Here is a 22,712-nt window from a genome sequence, read left to right on the forward strand (position 1 = left end):
ATCCAACGGGGGCATCTCGTATGAACGATCCCAATGTGCGGGCGGCGCAGGAATGGGTGAACGCGACGTACGACGGCGTGGCCGAGGGCTACATCCGCTGCGCCGAGGACGGCAGCACCGGCTGGCAGACGGTGCTCAGCCTCACTCAGGGGCTCCAGCACGAGCTGGGGATCTCGCCGACGGTGCAGAACTTCGGTCCCGGCACGTTCGACGCGCTGGTGGCGCGCGGCGGCATCCGTCCCACCGAGACCGACACCAACCTGATCCGCATCATCAACTACGCGCTGTGGTGCAAGGGGTACTACGGCGCCGCCTCGGCAGGCCGGTGGACCTCCGTGACCACCGACTCCATGAACGACCTGATCGGCGACGCGGGTCTGGCGTCGGCCGCCAACGTGTCCAACATCCCCACCAGGTTGCTGGTGCAGATCGTCAAGGCGTTGCTGCGCATGGACCAGTTCCGGCGGGTGCCCGGCGGTACCTCGGAGATCCAGGAGTTCCAGCGTCACCTGAACCTGACCTACGTGTACGGCGAGGACATCACCACCATGGACCTCAGTCCGTGCGACGGCGTCTACTCGCGCGACGTGCAGCAGGCCGTGATGAAGGCCCTCCAGTTCGAGATCGGCATCGAACGGTCGGAGATCGGCGGGTACTTCGGCTCCACCACCAAGGCGAGGCTCAAGGAGCAGCCCACCCTCGGTACGGGCAGCGACGGCGCCCTGGTCCACCTGTTCACGGCCCTGTGCGTCTTCAACTCGCCGGTACTGGAGAACGGCTCCGCGATCCCGACGACCGTCCGCAGCACCTACACCGACGACACCGAGGAGTTCGTCCGCGCCTTCCAGAAGTTCAGCCAGCTCACCGTGACCGGCAAGTCGGACTACGACACCTGGGCCCAGCTCCTCGTCTCCACCGGCAACGAGTACCGCGACACCACCGCGTGCGACGAGGCGGCGCCGCTCACCTTCGCCCGCGCGCAGGCACTCGGCAACGCCGGATACCGGATCGTGGGCCGTTACCTCGACGAACACCTCGACCCGGGCGACGACGACTATCTGGGCAAGGCGCTGACCAGTACCGAGCTGAGCGACATCGTCCGCGGCGGCCTGGGCGTGTACCCGATCTTCCAGTGGAACGGTACGACGAGGGCCAACTTCACCTACGACAAGGGATTCGAGCAGGGCGGCGTGGCCGAGGCGAGGGCACGGGAGTTCGGTTTCGGCCGTGGTACCTGCATCTACTTCGCCGTGGACTTCGACGCGACGCAGGCGGACATCGACGCGGCCGTCCTCGACTACTTCCGGGGCGTGCGCGCGGCCCTCGGCCGGACGAACCGCTACACCTTCGGCGTCTACGGCTCCCGGAACGTGTGCCGCAACGTCTCCAACCGCGTCGGAGCCACCTGGTCCTTCGTGTCCGGCCTCTCCTGGGGGTTCTCCGGCAACCTCGGGTTCCCGCTGCCCGCGAACTGGTCGTTCAACCAGATCCGCAACGGCACCTTCAGCTACGGCAGCGGAAGTTTCGGCGAGGCCTGGGAGATCGACCGGAACGTGTGGCGCCGCGGCTCCGATCCCGGCACGACCGTGCTCAATCCCGCCCGGTCGCCCGCACAGGACTTCATCGACCTCGTCCAGCGCCTCTTCACGGCCGCCCTGGAGTACGACGCCGGGGCGGACCCCGCCCGACTCGTCTGCCAGTTCTTCCGGCAGGAGCAGTACAACGGCCCCGACTGGCGGCTGTCCCTCGGGGCGGTCGACCCGGGATGGACGGCGGCACTGGCGGAGCAGGGACTGACGCTTGCCGGCCGGAGGAACCTCACCGATCCGGTGACCGGGACGTCCGTCGGTACGGAGCACCTCATGGCGACGCTGGAGATGTGCCTCGAGTACTCCTCGACGACCGATCTCGTGTCGCTGGGGGACGGCGGCGGCTGGGCCGGTGACCTCGTGACGTTCTACGGGGACTGGCGCGAGAACAAGGACCGGTTCCCGAACCCCATGCTCTTCGCCCGGGACTACCTCGGCAAGCGTGACGCCGCGTCCCACTTCTCCAACGATCAGTGGATCCAGGACGCCGACGGGTTCAACATCATGCGGCTCATGCGGACGGAGTCGCTCGGTCTCCCCGATGCCGTCGCCCGCTACTACGGCACCGACAGCCCGGGCGCCGGCGACCGGGTCTGCCAGCGCCGGTACACGCTCTTCCACGCCGACCGTTTCGACGGCAGCAGTTCGACGACGCAGACCCTCGCCAGGAATCTGCTCCTGGGGAGGAACTCCGACATCGCGGTGATCGCGGGAACGTGGTTCCTGATCAGCCGTGTCAGTCTCGATGCGGAGGACCGTCCGGAGAACATCGACCCGGCCCAGCTCACCAACTTCGTGCTCGCGTACGCCTGGGAACTCCAGGAACGCGTCGAGGCCGAGGAAGGCAAGTGACATGACACCGACCCGACGATCCGTACTGCTGTCCGTCGGCGCCGTGGGAGCGGCCACCGCGCTCGGTGGCGTCCTCACCGGCCCCGCGGCCGCGGCCGACGGCACCTGGGACTCCCCACGCAGCGCCAACGGCTGGGCCATGGACCCCGACGCCGTCGGATCATTCCGCGTCGAGGGATCCCCCGCGACCGTACGCCTGCACCGTGCCGCGGCCCCGGTCCTGCTGCACGTCGCCCGGCGCTGGCACTACGAGGTCATACCGTTGCGCGGTTCCCGGCACGTCCTGGGGCACCGTACGGACCGAGCCGTAGGGGCCGCGTACGAGTCGAACTACCTCTCCGGCAGCGCGATCGCCCTGCTCGGGGCGGGCGACGGCCTCTGGCCGCACCAGGAGGCGGTCGTCCGCGACATCCTCGCCGACTGCGGCGGCGTGGTGCGCTGGGGTACGGACCTCTCCCCCGCCGACGCGTGCCACTTCCAGATCGACGTCGGTCCGGACGCGAAGGCTCTCAGGCGGCTCACGGAGATCTTCCACGCCCGTTCCGTGCACCACGACGGCCCGCGCCCCGGCGCGGTGGAGGACCCGGCGACACCGGAACGCCGCGCCGGGGCACGCCGCCGGGCCAAGGCCCAGGCCAGGAACTGACGACGCCCACGCCGCCGACCGACCACCCGTTTCTCGTGGCCGAGGGCCTGCTGAGCCTCTCCGACATCGACGGCCGGTTCGGTCCGGACGCCGCCTCCGCCACCAGGAAGTGGCAGTCGCGCTACGGTCCGACGGCCGACGGGTGGGTGGGCGACGCCACCTGGAGCAAGGCGGACGACCGCATGTACGGGGACGGCCTCGAATGGGCGGAAGCAGCCATCCGCAACGGACGCGAGGGCAGCGTCGGCTTCATCCGCGGCAACAGCGACGACCCCGGTGACTCCGCGGACGGCGGTGCCTACGAGCAAGCGGACGCTCCAGGTGACCGGCTCCTGGTGACCGGCTCCAGGTGACGGTGCGACCGGCCCCGAGGCCGTGGGCGGCGTGCGCCCACGGCCTCGGGGGCTGCGTCCGGCTCAGTGGAAGAAGTGCCGCGTCCCCGTGAAGTACATCGTGACGCCGGCCTTCTTCGCCGCCTCGACGACCAGCTCGTCGCGGACCGAGCCGCCGGGCTGGACCACGGCCTTCACACCGGCCCCGGTGAGGATCTCCAGGCCGTCCGGGAAGGGGAAGAAGGCGTCGGAGGCCGCGTAGGCGCCCTGCGCCCGCTCGGCGCCGGCGCGCTCCACCGCGAGCTTCGCGGAGTCGACGCGGTTGACCTGGCCCATGCCGACGCCGACGGAGGCGCCGTCCTTGGCGAGGAGGATGGCGTTGGACTTGACGGCCCGGCAGGCCCTCCAGGCGAAGGCCAGCTCGGCCAGCTCCGCCTCGGACAGCGCCTCGCCGGTCGCGAGGGTCCAGGTGGCGGGGTCGTCGCCCTCGGCCTGGAGGCGGTCGGTGACCTGGAGGAGGGCACCGCCGTCGATCGGCTTGACCTCGACCGGGGCGGCGGGGGCAGCCGGGGCGCGCAGGACGCGGATGTTCTTCTTCTTGGTGAGGGCTTCGAGCGCGCCGTCCTCGTAGTCCGGCGCGACGATGACCTCGGTGAAGATCCCGGCGACCCGCTCGGCCATCTCCTTGGAGACCGGGCGGTTGACCGCGATCACACCGCCGTACGCGGAGACCGGGTCGCAGTCGTGCGCCTTGCGGTGCGCCTCGGCGACGTCCGCGCCGATCGCGATGCCGCACGGGTTGGCGTGCTTGATGATCGCGACGCAGGGCTCGGCGTGGTCGTACGCGGCACGGCGGGCGGCGTCCGTGTCCGTGTAGTTGTTGTACGACATCTCCTTGCCGTGCAGCTGCTCGGCCTGTGCGAGGCCACCCCCCTCGGGGGAGGTGTAGAGCGCGGCCGGCTGGTGCGGGTTCTCGCCGTAGCGCAGGGTGTGGGCGCGCTCGTAGGTGGCGCCGAGGAAGTCCGGGAAGCCGGACTCGTCGACCGGGGCGTACTCGGCGGCGAACCAGGAGGCGACGGCCACGTCGTAGGCGGCGGTGTGCTGGAAGGCCTCGGCGGCCAGGCGCTTGCGGGCGGCCAGGTCGAAGCCGCCGCCCTCGACCGCCAAGAGCACGTCGGCGTACCGGGCGGGGCTGGTGACGACCGCGACGGAGGGGTGGTTCTTGGCGGCGGCGCGCACCATGGAGGGGCCGCCGATGTCGATCTGCTCGACGCACTCGTCCGGGGTGGCGCCCGAGGCGACGGTCTCGCGGAACGGGTAGAGGTTCACCACGACCAGGTCGAACGGGGCCACGCCCAGCTCGTCGAGCTGCTGCCGGTGGCTCTCCAGGCGCAGGTCGGCGAGGATGCCCGCGTGGACCTTGGGGTGCAGGGTCTTGACGCGGCCGTCCAGGCACTCGGGGAACCCGGTCAGCTCCTCGACCTTGGTGACGGGGACGCCGGCCGCGGCGATCCGCCCGGCGGTGGACCCGGTGGAGACGAGTTCGACGCCGGCCTCGTGCAGCCCGCGGGCGAGGTCCTCGAGCCCGGTCTTGTCGTAGACGCTGACGAGTGCGCGACGGATGGCCCGCTTGTTGCTTCCGGCGGTGGCGGTCACTGGATAACTACCTTTCGTCCCTCAATGCGATAGCCGTTGCGGGCGAGCCGCCCCACGACATCGACGAGCAGCCTTCGCTCGACTTCCTTGATGCGCTCGTGCAGAGCGACACCTTCGTCTTCGTAGTCCTCGTCCCGGACCTCCACCACGCCCTGCGCGATGATCGGCCCGGTGTCGACGCCGTCGTCGACGAAGTGGACGGTGCAGCCGGTGACCCTGGCGCCGTACGCGAGCGCGTCCCGTACGCCGTGGGCCCCCGGAAAGCTGGGGAGGAGGGCGGGGTGGGTGTTGACGAACCGCCCGCCGAACCGCGCGAGGAACTCCTTCCCCACGATCTTCATGAACCCGGCCGAGACGACGAGGTCCGGCTCGTGGGCGGCGACGGACTCGGCGAGTGCCGCGTCCCACTCCTCGCGGGTCCCGTAGTCCTTGACCCTGCGGACGAAGGTCGTCACCCCGGCCCGCTCGGCGCGGGCGAGCCCCTCGATGCCGTCGCGGTCGGCGCCGACCGCGACGATCTCGGCACCGTAGGCCTCGGCCCCGGTGGTGGCGATCTCGTCGAGGAGCGCCTGGAGGTTGGTGCCGGATCCGGAGACCAGCACGACGAGGCGCTTGGCTCGCCGGTCCACGGGCTTGGCGGCCACGGTGGGGGCCTTTCTCGGGAAAGCGATCTGTTTGTACGGTCGTACGAATGCTTCGTGCCCCGGGATACGGGGAAGTCTACGAAGCGGCCGACCGTCAGCAACGATACCGGCACACCGGACGGCCCCCTCGGGACGGGGGCGTGGCCGGAAGGTAGCGTCTGCGTGGAGCCGGAGCGGGAACGCGGCCTGTGCGTCGGGCGTTCACCAGACGTACCGACCCGCTAGCCCGTTCCACCAGCTCGCCCGTTCCACCAGCCGCCCGTTCATCGTCGCCAAGGGGAAGACGCTCAGTTGATGCCGGACCGCAGCCTGCGACTGCTCACGCTCCCCCAGCAGTCGGCGCAGCCAGGGGGGCGCAGCACCGTGTTGCTGCGGGAGCGCCCCTCGTCACCGCCCGACACGCCCTCGGACCGGAGGAACGGCGCCGGGCAGGACGGCTCCTCCGACCAGGACAACCCCTTCGCACCGCCCCCCGAGGGCACGCCGGACAGCCCCTGGCAGCCGCGGCACCCGTCGGGCGACGGCGACTCCCAGGGCGCTTCGGGTTCCCAGGGCGAGGGCGGCCGTTCCCCGTGGGGCGGTCGGTGGAGCGACCGGCAGCCCGGCCGGTCCCCCGGCGGCTTCGGCGAGCGGCCCAGCGGCAGCGGCGGCCCCGAGGGGTCGGGCGGCGGCCAGGGCCCGCGCTGGGACCCGACGGACCCCGCCCAGCGGCGTGCCCGCTACGCCCTGCTGAGCGGCATGTGGGCGCTGTTCTTCGCCCTCTTCACCTGGCCGTACGTGGCCCTGCTGCTCGGCGCCCTGGCCCTGTACTGGGGCATCAGCGCGCTGCGCGCCAAGCCGCGGTCCGCCGCCGACCCGGACACTCCCGCCCCGCCCGCCGAGCAGACCGGCCGCCCGCAGCGCACCGCCGCGATCAGCGGCCTGGTCACGTCGTCCCTGGCCATCCTCCTGGTCGCCGCGTCCTTCGGCGCCCAGCTGATCTACAGCGACTACTACACCTGCCGCGAGGACGCCCTGACCAACGCGGCGGAACAGTCCTGCGAGCGCCACCTGCCGGAGCAGCTCCGCCCGCTGCTGGGCTCGGAGGACTGACCGGTCCGGATCACTGTGAGCCCGTCCGGCGCTTGAGGGCGAGGCCGTTCAGGGCCGAAAGCGGGGTCTGGGGGCGCAGCCCCCATGGCCGGGACGGGAAGGGGCGGCGGGGGCGAAAGGGGTCTGTCGGCGCCGACGTCACTGCCCACCGCGAGGCGACGACTGCCCAGGACCGTCGGCCGGCAGCAGGTCATACGCACCCCCACCCTCGCCGTCGTACAACCCGAAGGGCACCGCGTCCACGTCCTCGTCCACCCCCGCCCCGGCCCCGGCCTCCGCATCCTTCGTCGCCCCCCGCCTCCACCACCGCCCCACGGACGGCGCCGGAACCCGCACCCACCGCCGCCGGCGCCCCCCTCCGTCGGCCGCCTCCTCGGCCCCGGACGCCTCCACCACCGCCTGCCGCGCGGCAGCGCTCCGCCCCCGCCACGCCCGCGCCGCCACGGCCACCGGCACCGCCACCACCCCGGTCCACGCCAGCGTCGCGCCCCCGGCCTGCCACCAGACCGGTCCGAACCGGGCGAGCGCGGCGCTGCCCAGCGGCCCGCCGGCGAACGCGGCCAGCAGGGCGACGAGGACCGCGCACAGGACGGCGGCCACGACGGCGGCGGCGGCGGTCCGCCGCCACGACCACACCCCGGCGGCCGGGCCCGCTCCCCGCTCCTTCGGCTCTCTCGCCGTGGCCGCCCGCGCCGTGAACCACCCCACCACCGCCCCCGCCAGCAACGGCACCGCCCCGGCCGCCCAGTGCAGCGGCGTTCCGGGCCCCGCGTCCGGCACCGCCGCCAGCAGCGGGAACGGCGGCAGCAGCGGCGCGGGAGCGGAGGCGGTGGGGGCCACGACATGCCCCGCCCCGAGTACGAAGCCGGGGCCGAGGGCGTACGCCGCCGCCCACACCGCCGCGTTCGGGACCAGGGTCAGACAGAGCAGCAGTACGGCGAGCCTCCCCGACCAGCCCTCGGTCAGCCGCAGGAACGCCTCACCCGCGGCGTGCGAGTGCCACACCAGCGACACCGCGAGCAGCAGCGCGCCGCCCCCGACGAGCACCGCCGCACCGGCGCCCGCGGCGCGCGTCGCGGCGCCCAGGCGCGCGTCCGGCTCCACCATCAGCTCCCGCAGTTTCCGGGGCAGCACGCGCAGCGCCCGCCCCACGGGCCCGCCCGGCCGGCCGAACGCCGTCCACACCCCGGCGCCCGCGGCTCCCATGGCGACCAGCGGCAGGCACACCGCCGCCCACCACGCCGAGGGCCGCAGCGCGCCGCCCTGCGCGTACAGGACGACGGGCGCGGCGACGGCGAGGTAGCCGAGCACGACCCCCGTCCAGGCCACGCGCGCGGAGACGGGCGGCGGCCCGGTGTCGGGGGCGCTCGCCATCCACGCCGGGCGCGCCCCGGGCCCCGCCTTCGGAGCCGCCCCGACCGCCACGCCCACGCCGTCCCCGGGGTCGGTGGCGTCCCGGGCGGCGCGGTGCAGCAGCCACACCGGCAGGAGGAGGAACAGCAACGGGGTGACGCCGACGGGCGCGGGGGTGCCGGAGAGCGTGTCGGCGCGCACCAGTTCGGCCCCGTGCGCCAGCACCCACAGCGCCGCGGCGACGTGGAGGGCGCCGCCGGGCCCGCTGTCGGGGTACGGCGAACTGATCCAGAGCAGCGTCACGAGCGCGGCGCACGCCGCCAGCCCCAGCACGGCGGCGACCACACCGCCCAGGAGGCCGGCGGCCAGCCCGGGCGACCGGTCCCGCCACCGGGTGCGCAGCAGGGAGAGCGGGGCTGGACGAGCGGTGGTCTGGATCACGCCCGCCATGCTCCCAACGACACGCGCTTTCCGGGCGTAACGAGCCAAGCTCCGTTGTGTCGCTCAATATATGTTTATGTACTTTTTCGTACGAAGGGGTGTCCTGTGACGCGCGGCCCCGCAACTCCCCTCCCCCCTCCCAAGGAACGCCGACGTCTGCGTGAGTCCGCCGCACTGACACAGCCTCAGCTTGCGACGCAGGTGGGCGTCGCCCCGGGGACGGTCCGTGCGTGGGAGAGCGGCCGCACGACTCCGCGAGGCCGGAAACGGGAGGCGTACGCGAAGTTGCTGAAGACGCTGGCCGAGGAAGAGGCGGCACAGGCGCAGGCACAGGCACCGGAGCAGGAGCCGAAACCTGAGGCGGAGCCTCAGCCCCAGCCGGAGCTGGAGCCGCAACCTCAGCCGCAGCCCGTTGCGGCGCCCGGGCCCACGGCGCTGACCCCCGCTCAGGCCTTCGACGCGCTGTACGCCTTCGGCGCCCCCGCCCTCGTACGGCAGACGTTCCTGCTGACCGGCAGGCGCGAGCAGGCGCGCGAGTCGGTGGAGCGGGCCTTCCAGGCGGCCTGGGAGCGATGGCCCGAGGTGGCCCGCGACCGGAACCCGGTGGGCTGGGTGCGGGCGACGGCGTACGAGTACGCGCTGTCGCCCTGGCAGCGGTTCCGGCCGCGGCACCGGCACCCGGAGCCGCCGCCCGCCGACCCCGGCGACCGCACGCTGCTCAACACCCTGCTCAGGCTTCCGGCGAGGCACCGGCGCACGCTCGTGCTGTACGACGGTGTGGGCCTGGACCTGCCCGAGACGGCGGCGGAGACGGAGGCGAGCACCCCCGCGGCGGCGAACCGGCTGCTGCACGCCCGCGAGGCCGTCGCCGCCCGGCTGCCCGCGCTGGCCGACCCGCAGGTGCTGCACCGGCGGCTGGCCGAGCTGGCGTCGAACGAGCGGCTGCGGGCGGCCGAGCCGCCGGCCGTACGCAGGGGCGGCGAGCGCCGGGCGCGGTTGCGGACCCGGGCCGCGATCGCGTTCACGGTCGCCCTCATCGGGACCACGGCCCTGACCGTGCGCACGGCGCCCACCCACTACGAGCCGCCCGTGTCACCCGGGCAGGCGGTGCGCGGTGTGCCGCACCGGGTGGCACCGGGCGCGCTGTCGGACGAGGAGCTGGAGCTGCGGCAGAAGCTGCGGGACCAGGTGCAGGACGGCCCGGAACGGCTGCTGCCGAGGCCCGAGTGAGGAGGTCTGCCCGCCGGGCCGGCGCCCGGAACGCCGAGTGGCCCGACCCCTGGGAACAGAGGACGGGCCACTCGGTGTGCGACAGGCGCCGGGCCTTCGGTGCGCGGCGGTGTCAGCCGGCCAGGATGGCGCGGGCGAGCTTCGCCGTCTCGGTCGGCGTCTTGCCGACCTTGACGCCGGCGGCCTCCAGGGCCTCCTTCTTCGCCTGGGCGGTGCCGGACGAACCGGAGACGATGGCGCCGGCGTGGCCCATGGTCTTGCCCTCGGGCGCGGTGAAGCCCGCGACGTAGCCGACGACCGGCTTCGTCACGTTCTTCGAGATGTACTCGGCCGCACGCTCCTCGGCGTCGCCGCCGATCTCGCCGATCATGACGATCAGGTCGGTCTCGGGGTCGGCCTCGAACGCGGCGAGCGCGTCGATGTGCGTGGTGCCGATGATCGGGTCGCCACCGATGCCGACGGCGGTCGAGAAGCCGATGTCACGCAGCTCGTACATCATCTGGTACGTCAGCGTGCCGGACTTCGAGACCAGGCCGATGCGGCCCGGCTTGGTGATGTCGCCCGGGATGATGCCGACGTTGGACTGGCCCGGCGTGATGATGCCGGGGCAGTTCGGGCCGATGATCCGGGTCTTGTTGCCCTTCTTGCCGGCGTACGACCAGAAGGCGGCCGAGTCGTGCACGGCGATGCCCTCGGTGATGACGACGGCCAGCGGGATCTCGGCGTCGATGGCCTCGACGACGGCGTCCTTGGTGAACTTCTCCGGCACGAAGATGACGGAGACGTTGGCGCCGGTCTTCTCGATGGCCTCCTTGACGGTGCCGAAGACCGGTACCTCGTTGCCGTCGAAGTCCACGGAGGTGCCCGCCTTGCGCGGGTTCACGCCGCCCACGACCTCGGTGCCGTCACCCAGCATGAGCTTGGTGTGCTTCATGCCGGTGGCACCGGTCATGCCCTGGACGATGACCTTGCTGTCCTTGTTGAGCCAGATAGCCATGGTGTGTTGGTGTCCTCGTCCTGAGTGCTTACTTGGCGGCGGCGTGAGCCAGCTCGGCGGCCTTGTCGGCCGCGCCGTCCATGGTGTCGACGCGCTGGACCAGCGGGTGGTTGGCGTCGGTGAGGATCTTGCGGCCCAGCTCGGCGTTGTTGCCGTCGAGACGGACGACGAGCGGCTTCTCGACCTTCTCGCCGCGGTCCTCCAGGAGCTTCAGCGCCTGGACGATGCCGTTGGCGACCTCGTCGCAGGCGGTGATGCCGCCGAAGACGTTGACGAACACGGAGCGGACGTCCGGGTCGCCGAGGATGATCTCCAGGCCGTTCGCCATGACCTGGGCGGAGGCGCCGCCACCGATGTCCAGGAAGTTGGCGGGCTTGACGTTGCCGTGCGCCTCACCGGCGTACGCGACGACGTCCAGGGTGCTCATGACGAGACCGGCGCCGTTGCCGATGATGCCGACCTCGCCGTCGAGCTTGACGTAGTTGAGGTTCTTCTCCTTGGCGGCGGCCTCGAGCGGGTTGGCCGCGGCCTTGTCGTGGAGGGCCTCGAAGTCGGGGTGACGGAACTCGGCGTTGTCGTCCAGCGACACCTTGCCGTCGAGGGCGATGACGTCCCCGGAGACGACCTTGGCCAGCGGGTTGACCTCGACCAGGAGGGCGTCCTCCTTGATGAAGGTGTCCCACAGCTTGACCAGGATGTCGGCGACCTTGTCGGCGACCTCGGCCGGGAACTTCGCGGCCTCGACGATCTCGCGCGCCTTCTCGGGCGTCACACCGTCGATCGCGTCGATCGGGGTCTTGGCGACGGCCTCCGGACGGGTGGCCGCCACCTCCTCGATCTCCACGCCGCCCTCGACGGAGGCGATGGAGAGGAAGGTGCGGTTGGCACGGTCGAGGAGGAAGGAGACGTAGTACTCCTCGACGATCTCGGGGGCCGTCTCGGCGATCATCACCTTGTGGACCGTGTGGCCCTTGATGTCCATCCCGAGGATGTCCGTCGCGCGGGCGACGGCCTCGTCCGCCGAGGCGGCCAGCTTCACGCCACCGGCCTTGCCGCGGCCACCGACCTTCACCTGGGCCTTGACGACGGACTTGCCGCCCAGACGCTCGGTGATCTCGCGCGCCGCCTCAGGCGTGTCGATGACTTCACCGGCCAGCACCGGTACATCGTGCTTGGCGAAGAGGTCCCTCGCCTGGTACTCGAACAGGTCCACGCGCTTCCGTCCCTATCAGTGATCTCGCGGTTCGTTGGATGCGTGGGCGTGCCGCGAAGGGCAACGTGACGTCCGCTGTGAGTCACAAGGGGGGCGCACACGGTGTCCGAGCGCGCGGCATGTCCGTCTCGCAGGTTATCGCCGCTTCCCGGGGGTCTCTAAATCGTGGGTCACACCTGAGCGGTGATGCCTGTCACATGATGCCGCGCTCACTGGCACGCGGTGCCGTGCGTGAGGTGGACACGGGGCGCTCCGCAGATCGGGTGAAGGGCCTCACCGGGCTGGGGTTGACCCGGTGAGGCCCGTGGGCTCCCGGCGGGCCGCACGGATGCGGTCCGCCGGGGTGCGGTCCGGCTGGTCCCCACCCCAATGGGGACCAGCCGGACCGGACCGCGGGGTTTCGGCCGGACGGAGGCCGACGGCTTTCGGCCGTCCGGGGCCTGCCGCCCCGCGGGGTCTGTACCCGCCGCGCGACGGGGCCACGAGGTGCCGGTGCCGGGCCCCGGACACGGAGCGGCCCGCCTCGGCGCCGTCCCGCGGGAGCCGACCCGCGGGAGCCGTCCCGGGTGCGTTCGGAACGCGGGGCCCGGAACGCGGGGTCCGGGGCGGGGGGCCGGGGCGGGTGTCCGGATCGGGATGTCCGGACGGCGAGCGGCACCTGTCGCCCGGTGGGGCGGATGCGACGGGGTGGGCGACCGCAGGCGACTCGTGCGTCCGCCGGGGGAGTCCGACGGTTCGGCCGGAGTGCGGCGGGGGCGCGGCGGATGCGCGACGGAGGAAGCGGCCGCTCTAGGCGGGAGAGACGGGAACGTCCCGGTGCGGCTCCCGGACCCCGGCCGCGTCGGTCCGCTCCGGGGCGCCGGGCACCAGCCGGAACGTGATCCGGTGCGGCGAGGTGACCGCGCGGGTGTCACCGTGCCGCGACGTTCCCTGGTCGGCGCCGGACGCGGTACCGAGCGCGCCGTCGGGGTCGCCGGTGGGCGCGGGGCGGGCGGGGGCGTACTCGGTGTACGCGGTCCCGGCCGGGTGCGTGCGTGCGCGCGCGGTGAGCGCCGCTCCGGCGCCGGGTTCCGGCCCGTAGCCGACGACGCGTACCGGGCTTGCGGCTCCGTCGACGGCTCGGGAGTCGGTGGTGTCGGACGAGGCCTCGCCTCCGGAGGCGCCCGCCACCGGCGGGGCGGGCTCGGCCCGCGGCTCCGGCACTGCCGACGCCGCCGACGACGACGAACCACCGGAACCATCGGTCAGGTCCGGGACATCGGTGAGGCCTGGCACGCCGTCGCTCGGAGCTGACGGGCCCGACGGGTCCGTCAGGTCGGACAGGCCCGTCAGGTCGGGGAGCACCCGCAACGGCGGCACCTCAGTCCGCAGGTCCGCCTCGGCGCCCTCGACCCCCTCGGTCACCGTCCGCACCGCGGCACCGACCGGTCGCGCCACCCGGTCCCGCACGGCCCGGACGACTTTCTCGGAGACGGGGCGCAGGTCCGGAAGCACCGCGCCGGGGCGTTCGTCCGTGCGCGCGGGGATGTCGAGCACTTGGCCGACCGTCTCCTTGGAACTCTCCGTCGCTCCGTCGGCCGCCTGTGCCCGCCCTCCGCAGAGCAGGCCGAGCAGGAACAGCCCGCCCGCCAGCAGTGCCACGTGCAGCGCACGCCGCCCGGCCGCCGTGCGCAGGACGCGCAGAGCGGCTCCGGGCAGGACTGCTGACCAGATCAAGAGGGGGAGCTACCTCCCGTGCGGCAGAACGGGCCGCGCGTCGAGCAAGGTCTCGACACGCCGCGCGATACTCGCACGGGAATCCGGAGGTCGCGCAAGCCCGACCCACTGGACGGCCCGTCATATCCGTTTTGTACGCGGGAATCGGGTCACCTCGGATCGACAAATCGTCACCCGGCATCCGGTATCGGCAGGGGCCGCCCCTCGATCGCCGCCGCCATCACCTCCGGGAAGAGATCGGGCGTGCAGGCGAAGGCCGGTGCGCCGAGCGCCGCGAGGGCTGCCGCGTGCTCCCGGTCGTACGCGGGCGTGCCCTCGTCGGACAGGGCCAGCAGGGTCACGAACCGCACCCCCGCGGCCTGCATCGCCGCGACCCGCTTGAGCATCTCCTCACGTATGCCGCCCTCGTACAGATCGCTGATCAGCACGACCACCGTGTCCGCGGGCCGGGTGATCCGCGACTGGCAGTACGCCAGCGCGCGGTTGATGTCCGTACCGCCGCCGAGTCGCGTGCCGAAGAGCACGTCGACCGGGTCGTCGAGCTGGTCGGTGAGGTCGGCGACCGCCGTGTCGAAGACGACGAGCCGGGTGCCGATCGAGCGCATGGACGCCAGCACCGCGCCGAACACGGAGGCGTACACGAGGGAAGCCGCCATCGACCCGGACTGGTCGACGCACAGGACGATCTCCTTCCTGACCGAACGGGACGCCCGCCCGTAGCCGACGAGCCGCTCCGGCACGACCGTGCGGTACTCCGGCAGGTAGTGCTTGAGGTTGGCCCCGATCGTGCGGTTCCAGTCGATGTCGTGGGGGCGGGGCCGGGCGGTGCGGGCACTGCGGTCCAGGGCGCCGGACAGGGTGGCGCGGGTACGGGTGACGAGGCGCTTCTCCAGGTCCTCGACGACCTTGCGCACGACGGCCCGTGCCGTCTCCCTCGTCGTGTCCGGCATCGCCTCGTTCAGGGACAGCAGGGTGCCGACGAGGTGTACGTCGGCCTCCACGGCCTGGAGCATCTCCGGCTCCAGCAGGAGCGTGGCGAGCCCGAGCCGGTCGATCGCGTCCCGCTGCATCACCTGGACCACGGGAGACGGGAAATAGGTCCGGATGTCCCCCAGCCAGCGCGCCACCGCCGGTGCCGAGGCCCCGAGCCCCGCCGCACGGTCCCGGCCCGCCCGGGGGGCGCCCCCTCTTCCGTACAGCGCGGTGAGTGCCCCGTCCATCGCGGCGTCCCGTCCACAGAGCACGTGGCCGGTGCCGTCGGCCGGGTCACCGCCGAGGACGAGGCGCCAGCGCCGCAGCCGCTCCCGTGCCGCCTCGGCGTCCACCGGCTCGCTCACCGTCCCGCGTCCGGTCACGGGCCCCTCCATGGGCCCCGTCATGGGCCCCGTCATGGGCCCCGTCATGGGCCCCGTCATGGGCCCCGGCGTGCGGACGGTCTTGTCTCCGGTCATGTCTCCGGTCTTGTCTGCCGTCTTGCGTCCGGTCATGTGTTCGCCCCCGCCAGGTCGCGGCCGTCCGGCGCCGGGTGCCGGCCCAGCAGCAGCCGGACCACCGGCAGTACCGCGTCGGCCCGCACGGGGTCGAGGCCCGCCGCGAAGCCCGGTACGCCGGAACCGGCCGTCGTCACACTCCCCCGCGCCTCCGGTCCCCGTCTGACCAGCTCGCCGAGGCCGCGGCGCACTCCCGGCTCGTAGGCGGAGAAGGTACGGCGCAGCAGAGGCAGTACGTGCGTGAACGCGTCCGCGGGCACGCCGGTCAGCCAGGCGTCGACCAGGGCCAGCAGCCGCTCGTCGTGCAGGAGGAGCATGCCGCCGCCCGAGCCGCCGCCGACGAAGCCCTCGATCCAGGCCGCCGCGTCCGCCGGTGGCGTCGCCGGGGACAGCACCAGGCCCATGAGCCGCGCCGCCTCGTCCGGTGCCAGCTCGCCGTCGTCCAGCAGGAGCCGTACGGCCCGCCCGCGGACGACGCCGGGCACCGTGTCCCGCGCGGAAAGGGTGTGCAGCACGGCTCGCCAGCGTGAGTGCAGGTCGCCGCGGCCCGGCGCGGGGGCGTCACCGAGCAGGCCCACGGCCGTGTGCACGGCGTCCACGTGCCGGCGCATCTCCTCGGCCGCGTCGGCGTCCAGTGCGGCGCAGGCCGCGGGCAGGCCGACGAAGACGCGCTCGGCGAGCCCCTCGGCGACCTCCGCCAGGGCGCGGGTGTCCGTGCCGCGCACGTCGCCGTAGCGCAAGGAGCGGACGAGGGCGGGCAGGGCCTGGGCGAGGTGGCCGACGTCCGTGTCGAGCGCGGCCCGGTCGGCGAGTATCCGCATCACCGGCGCGAGCGCGTCCGGCAGTTCGGCCAGCAGGCAGCGTTCGGCGAGCGCGGTGACCTCGGCGAGGCCCCGTGCGGTGACGGCGTCCGCCTGGGCCCTGGCGGTCGCGGCGGACAGCACGGTCGTGCCCCACACCCCGGCCTCGGCCACCCGCACCGACAGCTCCGGCTCCCACCGCAGCCGCCAGGCCTCCCGGAACGTGCCCGTGCTGCGCGACGCGACCGCCTCGCCCCAGCCGACACCGAGCAGCCGCAGCCGGTGCAGCAGTCTGCTGCGCCCGGCGTCGGTCTCCTTGCGCAGGTCCAGCTCCAGCTCCCGCTTCGGTGCCTCGGGCCGCAGCCGCAGCCGCCGCTGGGCCCGGGTGAGGTCCCGCTGCAACGGCACCGCCGGCGCCCCCGCGGGCACCTCCCCCAGCACGTCCCCGACGACCAGTCGGTCGTGCACCAGCGCCAGTGGCACGTCCGAGCCGTCGCACATCACCGCCCGCACCGCGTCCGTCGCCTCGGTCAGCCCGGGCAGCGGGCGTCCGCGGATCACCGCGAGCGTTTCGGCCAGCCGCGTCGCCTCGATGACGTGGGCCGGGGAGACGATCCTGTCCTCCGCCCGCAGCAGACCGGCCACCTTGGTCAGCCAGCGCTCGACGGGCCGGTCGACCGCGGCGAACAGGTGCCCGTACCAACCGGGTGACTCGATCCCCGCTCCGTACCCACCCGCCCGGGACAGCCTGCGATGGGTCCAGGGCACCCAGGTCATGTCCACCTTGGTCCTGGGCAGCCCCTTCAGCAGGGCCCGGTCGGCGGCGACGGTGGCCCTGCGGCGCAGCGCGGGCACGTGCCACGCCCCGCAGACCACGGCCACACCTTCGGCGAACTCCCGTCGCGCCGACCGGACCTGGAGCCGCATGTGGGCCTCCCGCACGAGGTCCCGTACGTCACCGTCACCCCCCTCGCGGTCCTCCCCGCCCTCCGCCTCGCCGTCCTCCTCCGTCTCCCGCAGCGCCGTCATGGCCTCCTCCAGCGCCGTGAACGGTGCGAGCGCGTCCCCCGCTCCCCGGCCCCGGTGCTCGATCACGTCCTCCCACCAGCGCTCGGGGTCGTCGTGCCCGGCGGCCGCGGCGAGGGCGGCGAGGGGATCGCGGCGGACATCGGCGGGCGCGGTACCGGACCGGCCGGGCGGAGCCTGGTCGTCCCCGCGGCCGTCCGCATCGACGTCCCCGTGGCCGTCCGCCGCCCGCCACGCCAGCGTGTGCGCGGCCGGGAGGTCGATGAAGCGGGCCGGGACGTCGTGCTCCAGGGCCCAGCGGACGGCCACCCACTCCGGGGAGAACTCGGCCAGCGGCCAGAACGCCGAGCGGCCCGGTTCGTCCACGGCGTGGGCGAGGAGCGCGACCGGCGGCCGCATGTCCTCGTCGGCGGCCAGTGGGATCAGGGCGTCGGCCTCCGGCGGTCCCTCGATCAGCACGACTCCCGGCCGGGTCGCCTCCAGCGCCGCCCGCACCGCCCGGGCCGACCCCGGCCCGTGGTGGCGTACCCCGAGCAGCAGCGGCCGGCCGCCGGGCTCACCGGCGCCGCCCTGCCCACCCGGCCCGCCGCCCCCGGCCCGGTCAGTGCCCGTCACACCGTCCCCCTCGCCTGCGGCTCCAGCTCGAGTCCCCGTCGTCCCCCGCGGTGCGGGCCACCGCCGCGTCCGCCCGGCCTCGCGTCCGCATCCCCGTGCCGTTCACGCGGTCACCTCCCGGCAGGCCCGGTAGAAGTCCTGCCAGCCCTCGCGCTCGCGCACGACCGTCTCGAGGTACTCCTGCCAGACGACGCGGTCGGTGCCGGGATCGCGGACGACCGCGCCGAGGACCCCGGCGGCGAGGTCGCCGGCCCGCAGCACCCCGTCGCCGAAGTGGGCGCACAGCGCGAGACCTCCGGTGACGACGGAGATGGCCTCGGCCGTGGACAGCGGGCCGCTGGGCGACTTGACCTTCGTACGGCCGTCGCTCGTCAGCCCGTCGCGCAGCTCGCGGAAGACGGTGACCACGCGTCGGATCTCGTCGGTGCCGTCGGGCGCCGACGGCAGGTCGAGGGAGCGGCCGATCTGGTCGACGCGGCGCGTGACGATGTCGACCTCGGCCTCGGCGCTCTCCGGCAGCGGCAGCACGACGGTGTTGAAGCGGCGGCGCAGTGCGCTGGACAGGTCGTTGACCCCGCGGTCGCGGTCGTTGGCGGTGGCGATCAGGTTGAAGCCGCGCACCGCCTGTACCTCCTCGCCGAGTTCCGGTATCGGCAGGGTCTTCTCCGACAGGAGCGTGATCAGGGAGTCCTGCACGTCGGCCGGGATGCGGGTCAGCTCCTCGACCCGGACGGTCGCGCCCTCCGCCATGGCCCGCATGACCGGGCTGGGCACGAGGGCGTCCCGGCCGGGGCCGTGGGCGAGGAGCCGCGCGTAGTTCCAGCCGTAGCGGATCGCTTCCTCCGGGGTGCCGGCCGTGCCCTGCACCAGCAGCGTCGAGTCGCCGCTGACGGCCGCGGCGAGGTGCTCGGACACCCAGGTCTTCGCGGTGCCGGGCACGCCGAGCAGGAGCAGGGCCCGGTCGGTGGCGAGCGTGGTGACGGCGACCTCGACGACGCGGCGCGGGCCCACGTACTTCGGGGTGATCACCGTGCCGTCGGGCAGGGTGCCGCCGAGCAGATAGGTGGCGACGGCCCACGGCGACAGCTTCCAGCGGGCCGGACGCGGACGGTCGTCCTGCCCGGCCAGCGAGGCCAGTTCGGCCGCGAACGCGTGCTCCGCGTGCGGCCGCAACACCTGTCGCGGCACTTCGGCGCCGGGCGTCCGTTCAACGAATGCAGGCATGGCCGATTCCCCCTCCAGCTAGGCCGGTCCGATCTGTCCTCCACGGTGCACCACGCCACTGACAATCGCTCTGACCTGCGGAAATGATCTCGCACAGGTCATTGTCAGTGGGGGGACCTACCTTCGATGGCATGGCTCGGCACGGGGTGCGCCGGGGTGGGGAGCCGGGACGAGGGGGCGATGTGGGGACAGCAGTGCGAGGGCCGGGCGGGGAGGGCGGGCGCGGGTGCGCGGAGGAGGGGACCGCGGGTCCGTCCGCCCCCGCGGCCGCGTCCGATCCCGAGGCGGCGCGGCGCCGGGCGGAGCGGCGGGCCGAGCGGGTCACCGCGGGCGCGACGGAGCTGGAGCAGCGGCTCGCGGACCTCCTGCGCACCGGCCTGGCCGGCGCCGAACAGGCGGGGTACGGGCTGTGGGAGGAGACGGCGGCCCGCATGGTCGACGCGCAGGCGCCGGGGCTGGCCTCGCGCGTGCGGGAGCTGGCCGCCATACCGTCGTCGGGTCCGGGCTGGCCGGTGCGGCTGCTCGAGGAGTGCGCTCTGCTCCATCTGCTCGACCGGGGCTGGCTGGGCCGCGAGCGGCTGCCGGACGGCCTGGCGGCGACGGTCCGTTCCCGCGTGGGTCTGCCCACGTCCGCGGACGGCCCTCCGGTGCGGGACCACTGGCTGGTCCTCTCCCAGTACGACACCGCGGACGCCCGGCTGACGACCCGTCGCGTCTGGCTGTACGGCGCGGAGTCGGACCGCACGGCGCTGCTCCTCTCCTACGGCGCCGCGGGCCGGGCACCCGAGCTGACGCTGCCGGTGGGGGCGGAGCTGGACGCCGAGATCTCCGCGTATCCGGGTCCGGGGCGACAACGGGCGGCCCTCGGCCGCCGGTTCGCACCGCCCGAGCCGGCACGGACACGCCCGCCCGGGGTGACGACGTCGCAGGCGGCCGTCCGGTACAGCGCGGCCCTCCGCGACGACCCGTGGCTGGACTCGGTGCCGGTGGCCCTGGAGCGGGTGGTCCCCGTGCCGGACGGCGACGGCTGGCAACTGGCGGACGCCGACGGGGACACGGCGCTGCCGCTCGCCTGGGCCGGCGGGAACCATCCGGGGCTGTGGCGGCTGGTCGCGCTGGCGGGCGGTGCGCCCGTCACGGTCTTCGGCGAGTGCGGCCACCGGGGCTTCACGCCGCTGACGGCCTGGCCGGCCGGGCCGGGCCCCGCGGTGCCGCTGTGCTGACCCGTCCCAGGTGTTTCGAATCGGAGGCGAACGACATGACCAGGACGCCCGCCCCCACGGACCCGTCCGCACCGGCGCCGGCCACCGTGCCGGGGCCGGCAGCCGAGCCCGGGTTCTCCCCGCCGGCCGGCGCGCCGACGCACCCCACCGCCCCCGGGTCGGACACCGGTCCCCCGATCGACGCCGAACCCGGCGCCACCGCCCGGGCAGCCGCCGCCACCGGACCCCATCCCGAAATCGGGCCGGGTACCGGTCCCGGTCCCGGTGTGTGGGAGGGGCTGGTCACCTCGGCGCTGCTGGGTACGGACCGGCGTCCGCCACCGGGCGGCGAGCGCGGGCCCGGTGCCGCCGCCGCGTTGCTGGACGCGGCGGCCGCGGAGACCGTCCGCCGCCGCGCCGGGCTGCGGCCGGCCCGCGCGGCCCGGCGCCCCGAGCCCGCGCCCGAGGACCCCCGCCCGCCGCTGCCGCCCGCCGCCGCCCGCCGGCTCACGGCGCTGCTCGCCGACCGCCCCGGCGCGGCGGGCGGTGGCCGCAGAGGCAGCGCACCCGATCTGATGGAGCTGCTGCCCCAGTGGCTGGCGACGGCGAACGCCCGCGGTTTCGCGGCACCGCCCCAGGCGCTTCCGGCGCTGCTGGACGCGGCCCGGGGCCGTACGGACCTGCGGCCCGCGGCGCTGACGTTCGCGGGGCCCCGAGCCCTGTGGCTGGCCCGGCTGAATCCGGACTGGCGGTTCGCCCTGCGCGCGACGCCCGGCGGAGGGACGGCACTCCCGGGCTCCGACGCCACGGAGCGGGTGCGCGGGCTCTGGCACGAGGGCCTGTTCGCCGAACGGGTCACCCTCCTGGCGTCCCTGCGCGCCCGCGACCCGGCCGGCGCCCGCGAGCTGCTGGCGTCGACCTGGGCGACCGAGCGGGCCGAGGACCGGCTGATGTTCCTCGACTCGCTGCGGACGGGGCTGGAGGCGGCGGACGAGCCGTTCCTGGAGCAGGCGCTGGCCGACCGCAGCCGCAACGTACGGGCCACGGCGGCGGAGTTGCTGTCCGCCCTGCCGCACTCGGCGCTGGCCGCGCGGATGGCGGCGCGGGCCGCGACGTGCGTGTCCCTCGACCGCACCCTCGCCCCGCCGGCGATCGCCGTCGAGGCGCCGCACGAGTGCGACGCGGGCATGGAGCGGGACGGCGTGGTGGCCAAGCCGCCGGCCGGGCGGGGTGAACGCTCGTGGTGGTTCGGCCAGTTGGTGGAGGCGGCCCCGCTGTCCACCTGGCCGACCCGGCTGGCGGGACGCACGGCCGAGGAGATCGTCGCCCTGCCGGTGTCCGACGGCTGGCGGAACGAACTGCACGCGGCCTGGTGCCGCGCGGCCGTACGACAGCGCGACGGCGGGTGGGCGAGGGCGCTGCTCGGCGCTCCCACGGCACCGGAGGCGGGCGGTCCGGGCGCGGTCTCCCTGGCCGAGCGGGCCAAACTGCTCGGCACGCTGGGCGCCGTTGAGCGGGCCGAGTGGGTCGCCGGGTTCATCGCGACGCACGGGCTGTCCGAGGCGTTCCAGCTGCTCGGCATGTGCGGGGTGCCGTGGGCGACGCCGCTGGGCCGTGCGGTGGTCGACGCGCTCAACATCGCCCGGGACGCCGGGAGCTACCCGTGGAGCTTCAGCGGCGTCATGGGCCTGGCCGAACGCTGCCTCGATCCCTCGGAGGCGGGCCGGCTCGACGGCCTGCTGGCGATACCGGACGAACCGGAGGACGCGTCACCGGGGGCCGGCGGGTACTGGGCGGAGGCGTTCCAGCGGCTCGTCACCACGTTGCGCCTGCGCGCGGCGATGGCCGCGGAGCTCGGCGCCGGGTCGTGAGCCATCGCCCTGCGACCCACCACCCGTGAGCCACCGCCCTCCGGCCCACCACCCCGTGACCCGCCGCCCGCACAGGCGGCGGTCCGAGGGGGGAGGCCTATGCTCCCGCGGGCTCCCGCACGTTCGCCCGGACCCAGTCCACGATGGACGCCGTGGTGGCGCCGGGCGTGAAGATCTCCGCGACGCCCTTCTCCTTCAGCGGGGCGATGTCCGCCTCGGGGATGATCCCGCCGCCGAAGACCAGGATGTCCGCGGCGTCCCGCTCCCGGAGCAGCTCGATCACGGCGGCGAAGAGCGTGTTGTGCGCACCGGAGAGGATGGACAGCCCGATCGCGTCGGCGTCCTCCTGGATCGCGGTGTCGACGATCTGCTCGGGCGTCTGGTGGAGCCCGGTGTAGATCACCTCCATACCGGCGTCACGCAGGGCCCGCGCGATCACCTTGGCCCCGCGATCGTGGCCGTCGAGCCCCGGCTTGGCCACCACCACGCGGATCGGACCGGCTGCCACACCCATCACTGCCTCCATGAAGCGACTACATCCATCCGTACCGACAAGTACCGCACACTTCACGTCCTCGCGGCGCGGATCCCCGCACCACAGCGTCCGGGGGAAGTGAACGAACGTTATCGCCAGCATCCCGCAACCGGCAGTTTCACGGTGGATACAGAGGGGGAAATCACACGGTGGGACACGTTCGCCGGGCACCGCTCCAGGGCGCGGCG

17 protein-coding genes are annotated in these 22,712 nt (G+C 74.0%); 7 read left to right on the forward strand and 10 right to left on the reverse strand.

Going from position 1 to position 22,712, the window contains the following annotated elements; translation table 11 throughout:
- Positions 1-20 precede the first annotated feature (20 nt).
- Genes R2E43_RS14445 through R2E43_RS14455 form a run of 3 tightly spaced genes read left to right on the forward strand, consistent with a single transcriptional unit; the run spans position 21 to position 3,440 of the window.
- Positions 21-2,441 carry a glycoside hydrolase domain-containing protein gene (locus R2E43_RS14445; protein ID WP_332056258.1) on the forward strand — a complete coding sequence of 807 codons (2,421 nt, stop codon included), beginning with the start codon at positions 21-23 and terminating at the stop codon, positions 2,439-2,441.
- Position 2,442: 1 nt separating this feature from the next.
- Positions 2,443-3,087 carry a hypothetical protein gene (locus tag R2E43_RS14450; RefSeq protein ID WP_332056259.1) on the forward strand — a complete coding sequence of 215 codons (645 nt, stop codon included), beginning with the start codon at positions 2,443-2,445 and terminating at the stop codon, positions 3,085-3,087.
- Positions 3,088-3,122: 35 nt separating this feature from the next.
- The gene (locus R2E43_RS14455) at positions 3,123-3,440 is read left to right on the forward strand and encodes a peptidoglycan-binding domain-containing protein (RefSeq protein WP_332056260.1); all 318 of its coding nucleotides are present in this window, start codon (positions 3,123-3,125) and stop codon (positions 3,438-3,440) included.
- 63 nt (positions 3,441-3,503) lie between these two features.
- Here the strand turns inward: R2E43_RS14455 and purH are convergent, their stop codons facing one another.
- Positions 3,504-5,075 carry a bifunctional phosphoribosylaminoimidazolecarboxamide formyltransferase/IMP cyclohydrolase gene (gene purH / locus R2E43_RS14460; RefSeq protein WP_030871946.1) on the reverse strand — a complete coding sequence of 524 codons (1,572 nt, stop codon included), beginning with the start codon at positions 5,073-5,075 and terminating at the stop codon, positions 3,504-3,506.
- Entirely contained in the window at positions 5,072-5,719 is a 648-nt protein-coding gene (purN, locus tag R2E43_RS14465) for a phosphoribosylglycinamide formyltransferase (RefSeq protein WP_003974158.1), read from the reverse strand. Before purN ends, purH begins: the two co-directional genes overlap by 4 nt.
- A 294-nt stretch (positions 5,720-6,013) precedes the next feature.
- On the opposite strand from purN, the gene R2E43_RS14470 reads away from it, so the two are divergent.
- Positions 6,014-6,811: a hypothetical protein gene (locus R2E43_RS14470; RefSeq protein ID WP_011029882.1), complete on the forward strand. Its 798-nt coding sequence runs from the start codon at positions 6,014-6,016 to the stop codon at positions 6,809-6,811.
- Between the two features lie 138 nt (positions 6,812-6,949).
- On the opposite strand, the gene R2E43_RS14475 is transcribed toward R2E43_RS14470, so the two are convergent.
- Positions 6,950-8,614 carry a cell division protein PerM gene (locus R2E43_RS14475; RefSeq protein WP_332056261.1) on the reverse strand — a complete coding sequence of 555 codons (1,665 nt, stop codon included), beginning with the start codon at positions 8,612-8,614 and terminating at the stop codon, positions 6,950-6,952.
- 96 nt (positions 8,615-8,710) lie between these two features.
- On the opposite strand from R2E43_RS14475, the gene R2E43_RS14480 reads away from it, so the two are divergent.
- On the forward strand, positions 8,711-9,835 hold the full coding sequence (locus R2E43_RS14480; RefSeq protein ID WP_332056262.1) for a helix-turn-helix domain-containing protein: 1,125 nt from the start codon (positions 8,711-8,713) through the stop codon (positions 9,833-9,835).
- Between the two features lie 112 nt (positions 9,836-9,947).
- Here the strand turns inward: R2E43_RS14480 and sucD are convergent, their stop codons facing one another.
- From sucD to R2E43_RS14510, 6 genes are all read right to left on the reverse strand, one after another.
- On the reverse strand, positions 9,948-10,832 hold the full coding sequence (sucD, locus tag R2E43_RS14485; RefSeq protein WP_003974163.1) for a succinate--CoA ligase subunit alpha: 885 nt from the start codon (positions 10,830-10,832) through the stop codon (positions 9,948-9,950).
- Between the two features lie 28 nt (positions 10,833-10,860).
- Entirely contained in the window at positions 10,861-12,045 is a 1,185-nt protein-coding gene (gene sucC / locus R2E43_RS14490; RefSeq protein WP_003974164.1) for an ADP-forming succinate--CoA ligase subunit beta, read from the reverse strand.
- 789 nt (positions 12,046-12,834) lie between these two features.
- Entirely contained in the window at positions 12,835-13,761 is a 927-nt protein-coding gene (locus R2E43_RS14495; protein ID WP_265697427.1) for a hypothetical protein, read from the reverse strand.
- Between the two features lie 170 nt (positions 13,762-13,931).
- Positions 13,932-15,128, reverse strand: coding sequence for a VWA domain-containing protein (locus R2E43_RS14500; protein WP_332057118.1), 1,197 nt, complete (start codon positions 15,126-15,128; stop codon positions 13,932-13,934).
- 116 nt (positions 15,129-15,244) lie between these two features.
- On the reverse strand, positions 15,245-17,692 hold the full coding sequence (locus R2E43_RS14505) for a DUF5682 family protein (RefSeq protein WP_332056263.1): 2,448 nt from the start codon (positions 17,690-17,692) through the stop codon (positions 15,245-15,247).
- Positions 17,693-17,794: 102 nt separating this feature from the next.
- Positions 17,795-18,916 (reverse strand): ATP-binding protein, encoded by a 1,122-nt coding sequence (locus R2E43_RS14510; protein WP_030871926.1) that lies wholly within the window; start codon positions 18,914-18,916, stop codon positions 17,795-17,797.
- An 83-nt stretch (positions 18,917-18,999) separates the two neighbouring features.
- Here R2E43_RS14510 and R2E43_RS14515 point away from each other — a divergent pair, with 83 nt between their 5' ends.
- Entirely contained in the window at positions 19,000-20,139 is a 1,140-nt protein-coding gene (locus R2E43_RS14515; protein ID WP_332056264.1) for a hypothetical protein, read from the forward strand.
- Positions 20,140-20,174: 35 nt separating this feature from the next.
- Entirely contained in the window at positions 20,175-21,989 is a 1,815-nt protein-coding gene (locus R2E43_RS14520; protein ID WP_332056265.1) for a DUF5691 domain-containing protein, read from the forward strand.
- A 97-nt stretch (positions 21,990-22,086) separates the two neighbouring features.
- Here the strand turns inward: R2E43_RS14520 and R2E43_RS14525 are convergent, their stop codons facing one another.
- Positions 22,087-22,503 carry a cobalamin B12-binding domain-containing protein gene (locus R2E43_RS14525; RefSeq protein ID WP_003974171.1) on the reverse strand — a complete coding sequence of 139 codons (417 nt, stop codon included), beginning with the start codon at positions 22,501-22,503 and terminating at the stop codon, positions 22,087-22,089.
- Between the last annotated feature and the right edge of the window lie 209 nt (positions 22,504-22,712).

It is taken from the genome of Streptomyces violaceoruber (assembly GCF_033406955.1).
GTDB lineage: Bacteria > Actinomycetota > Actinomycetes > Streptomycetales > Streptomycetaceae > Streptomyces > Streptomyces violaceoruber.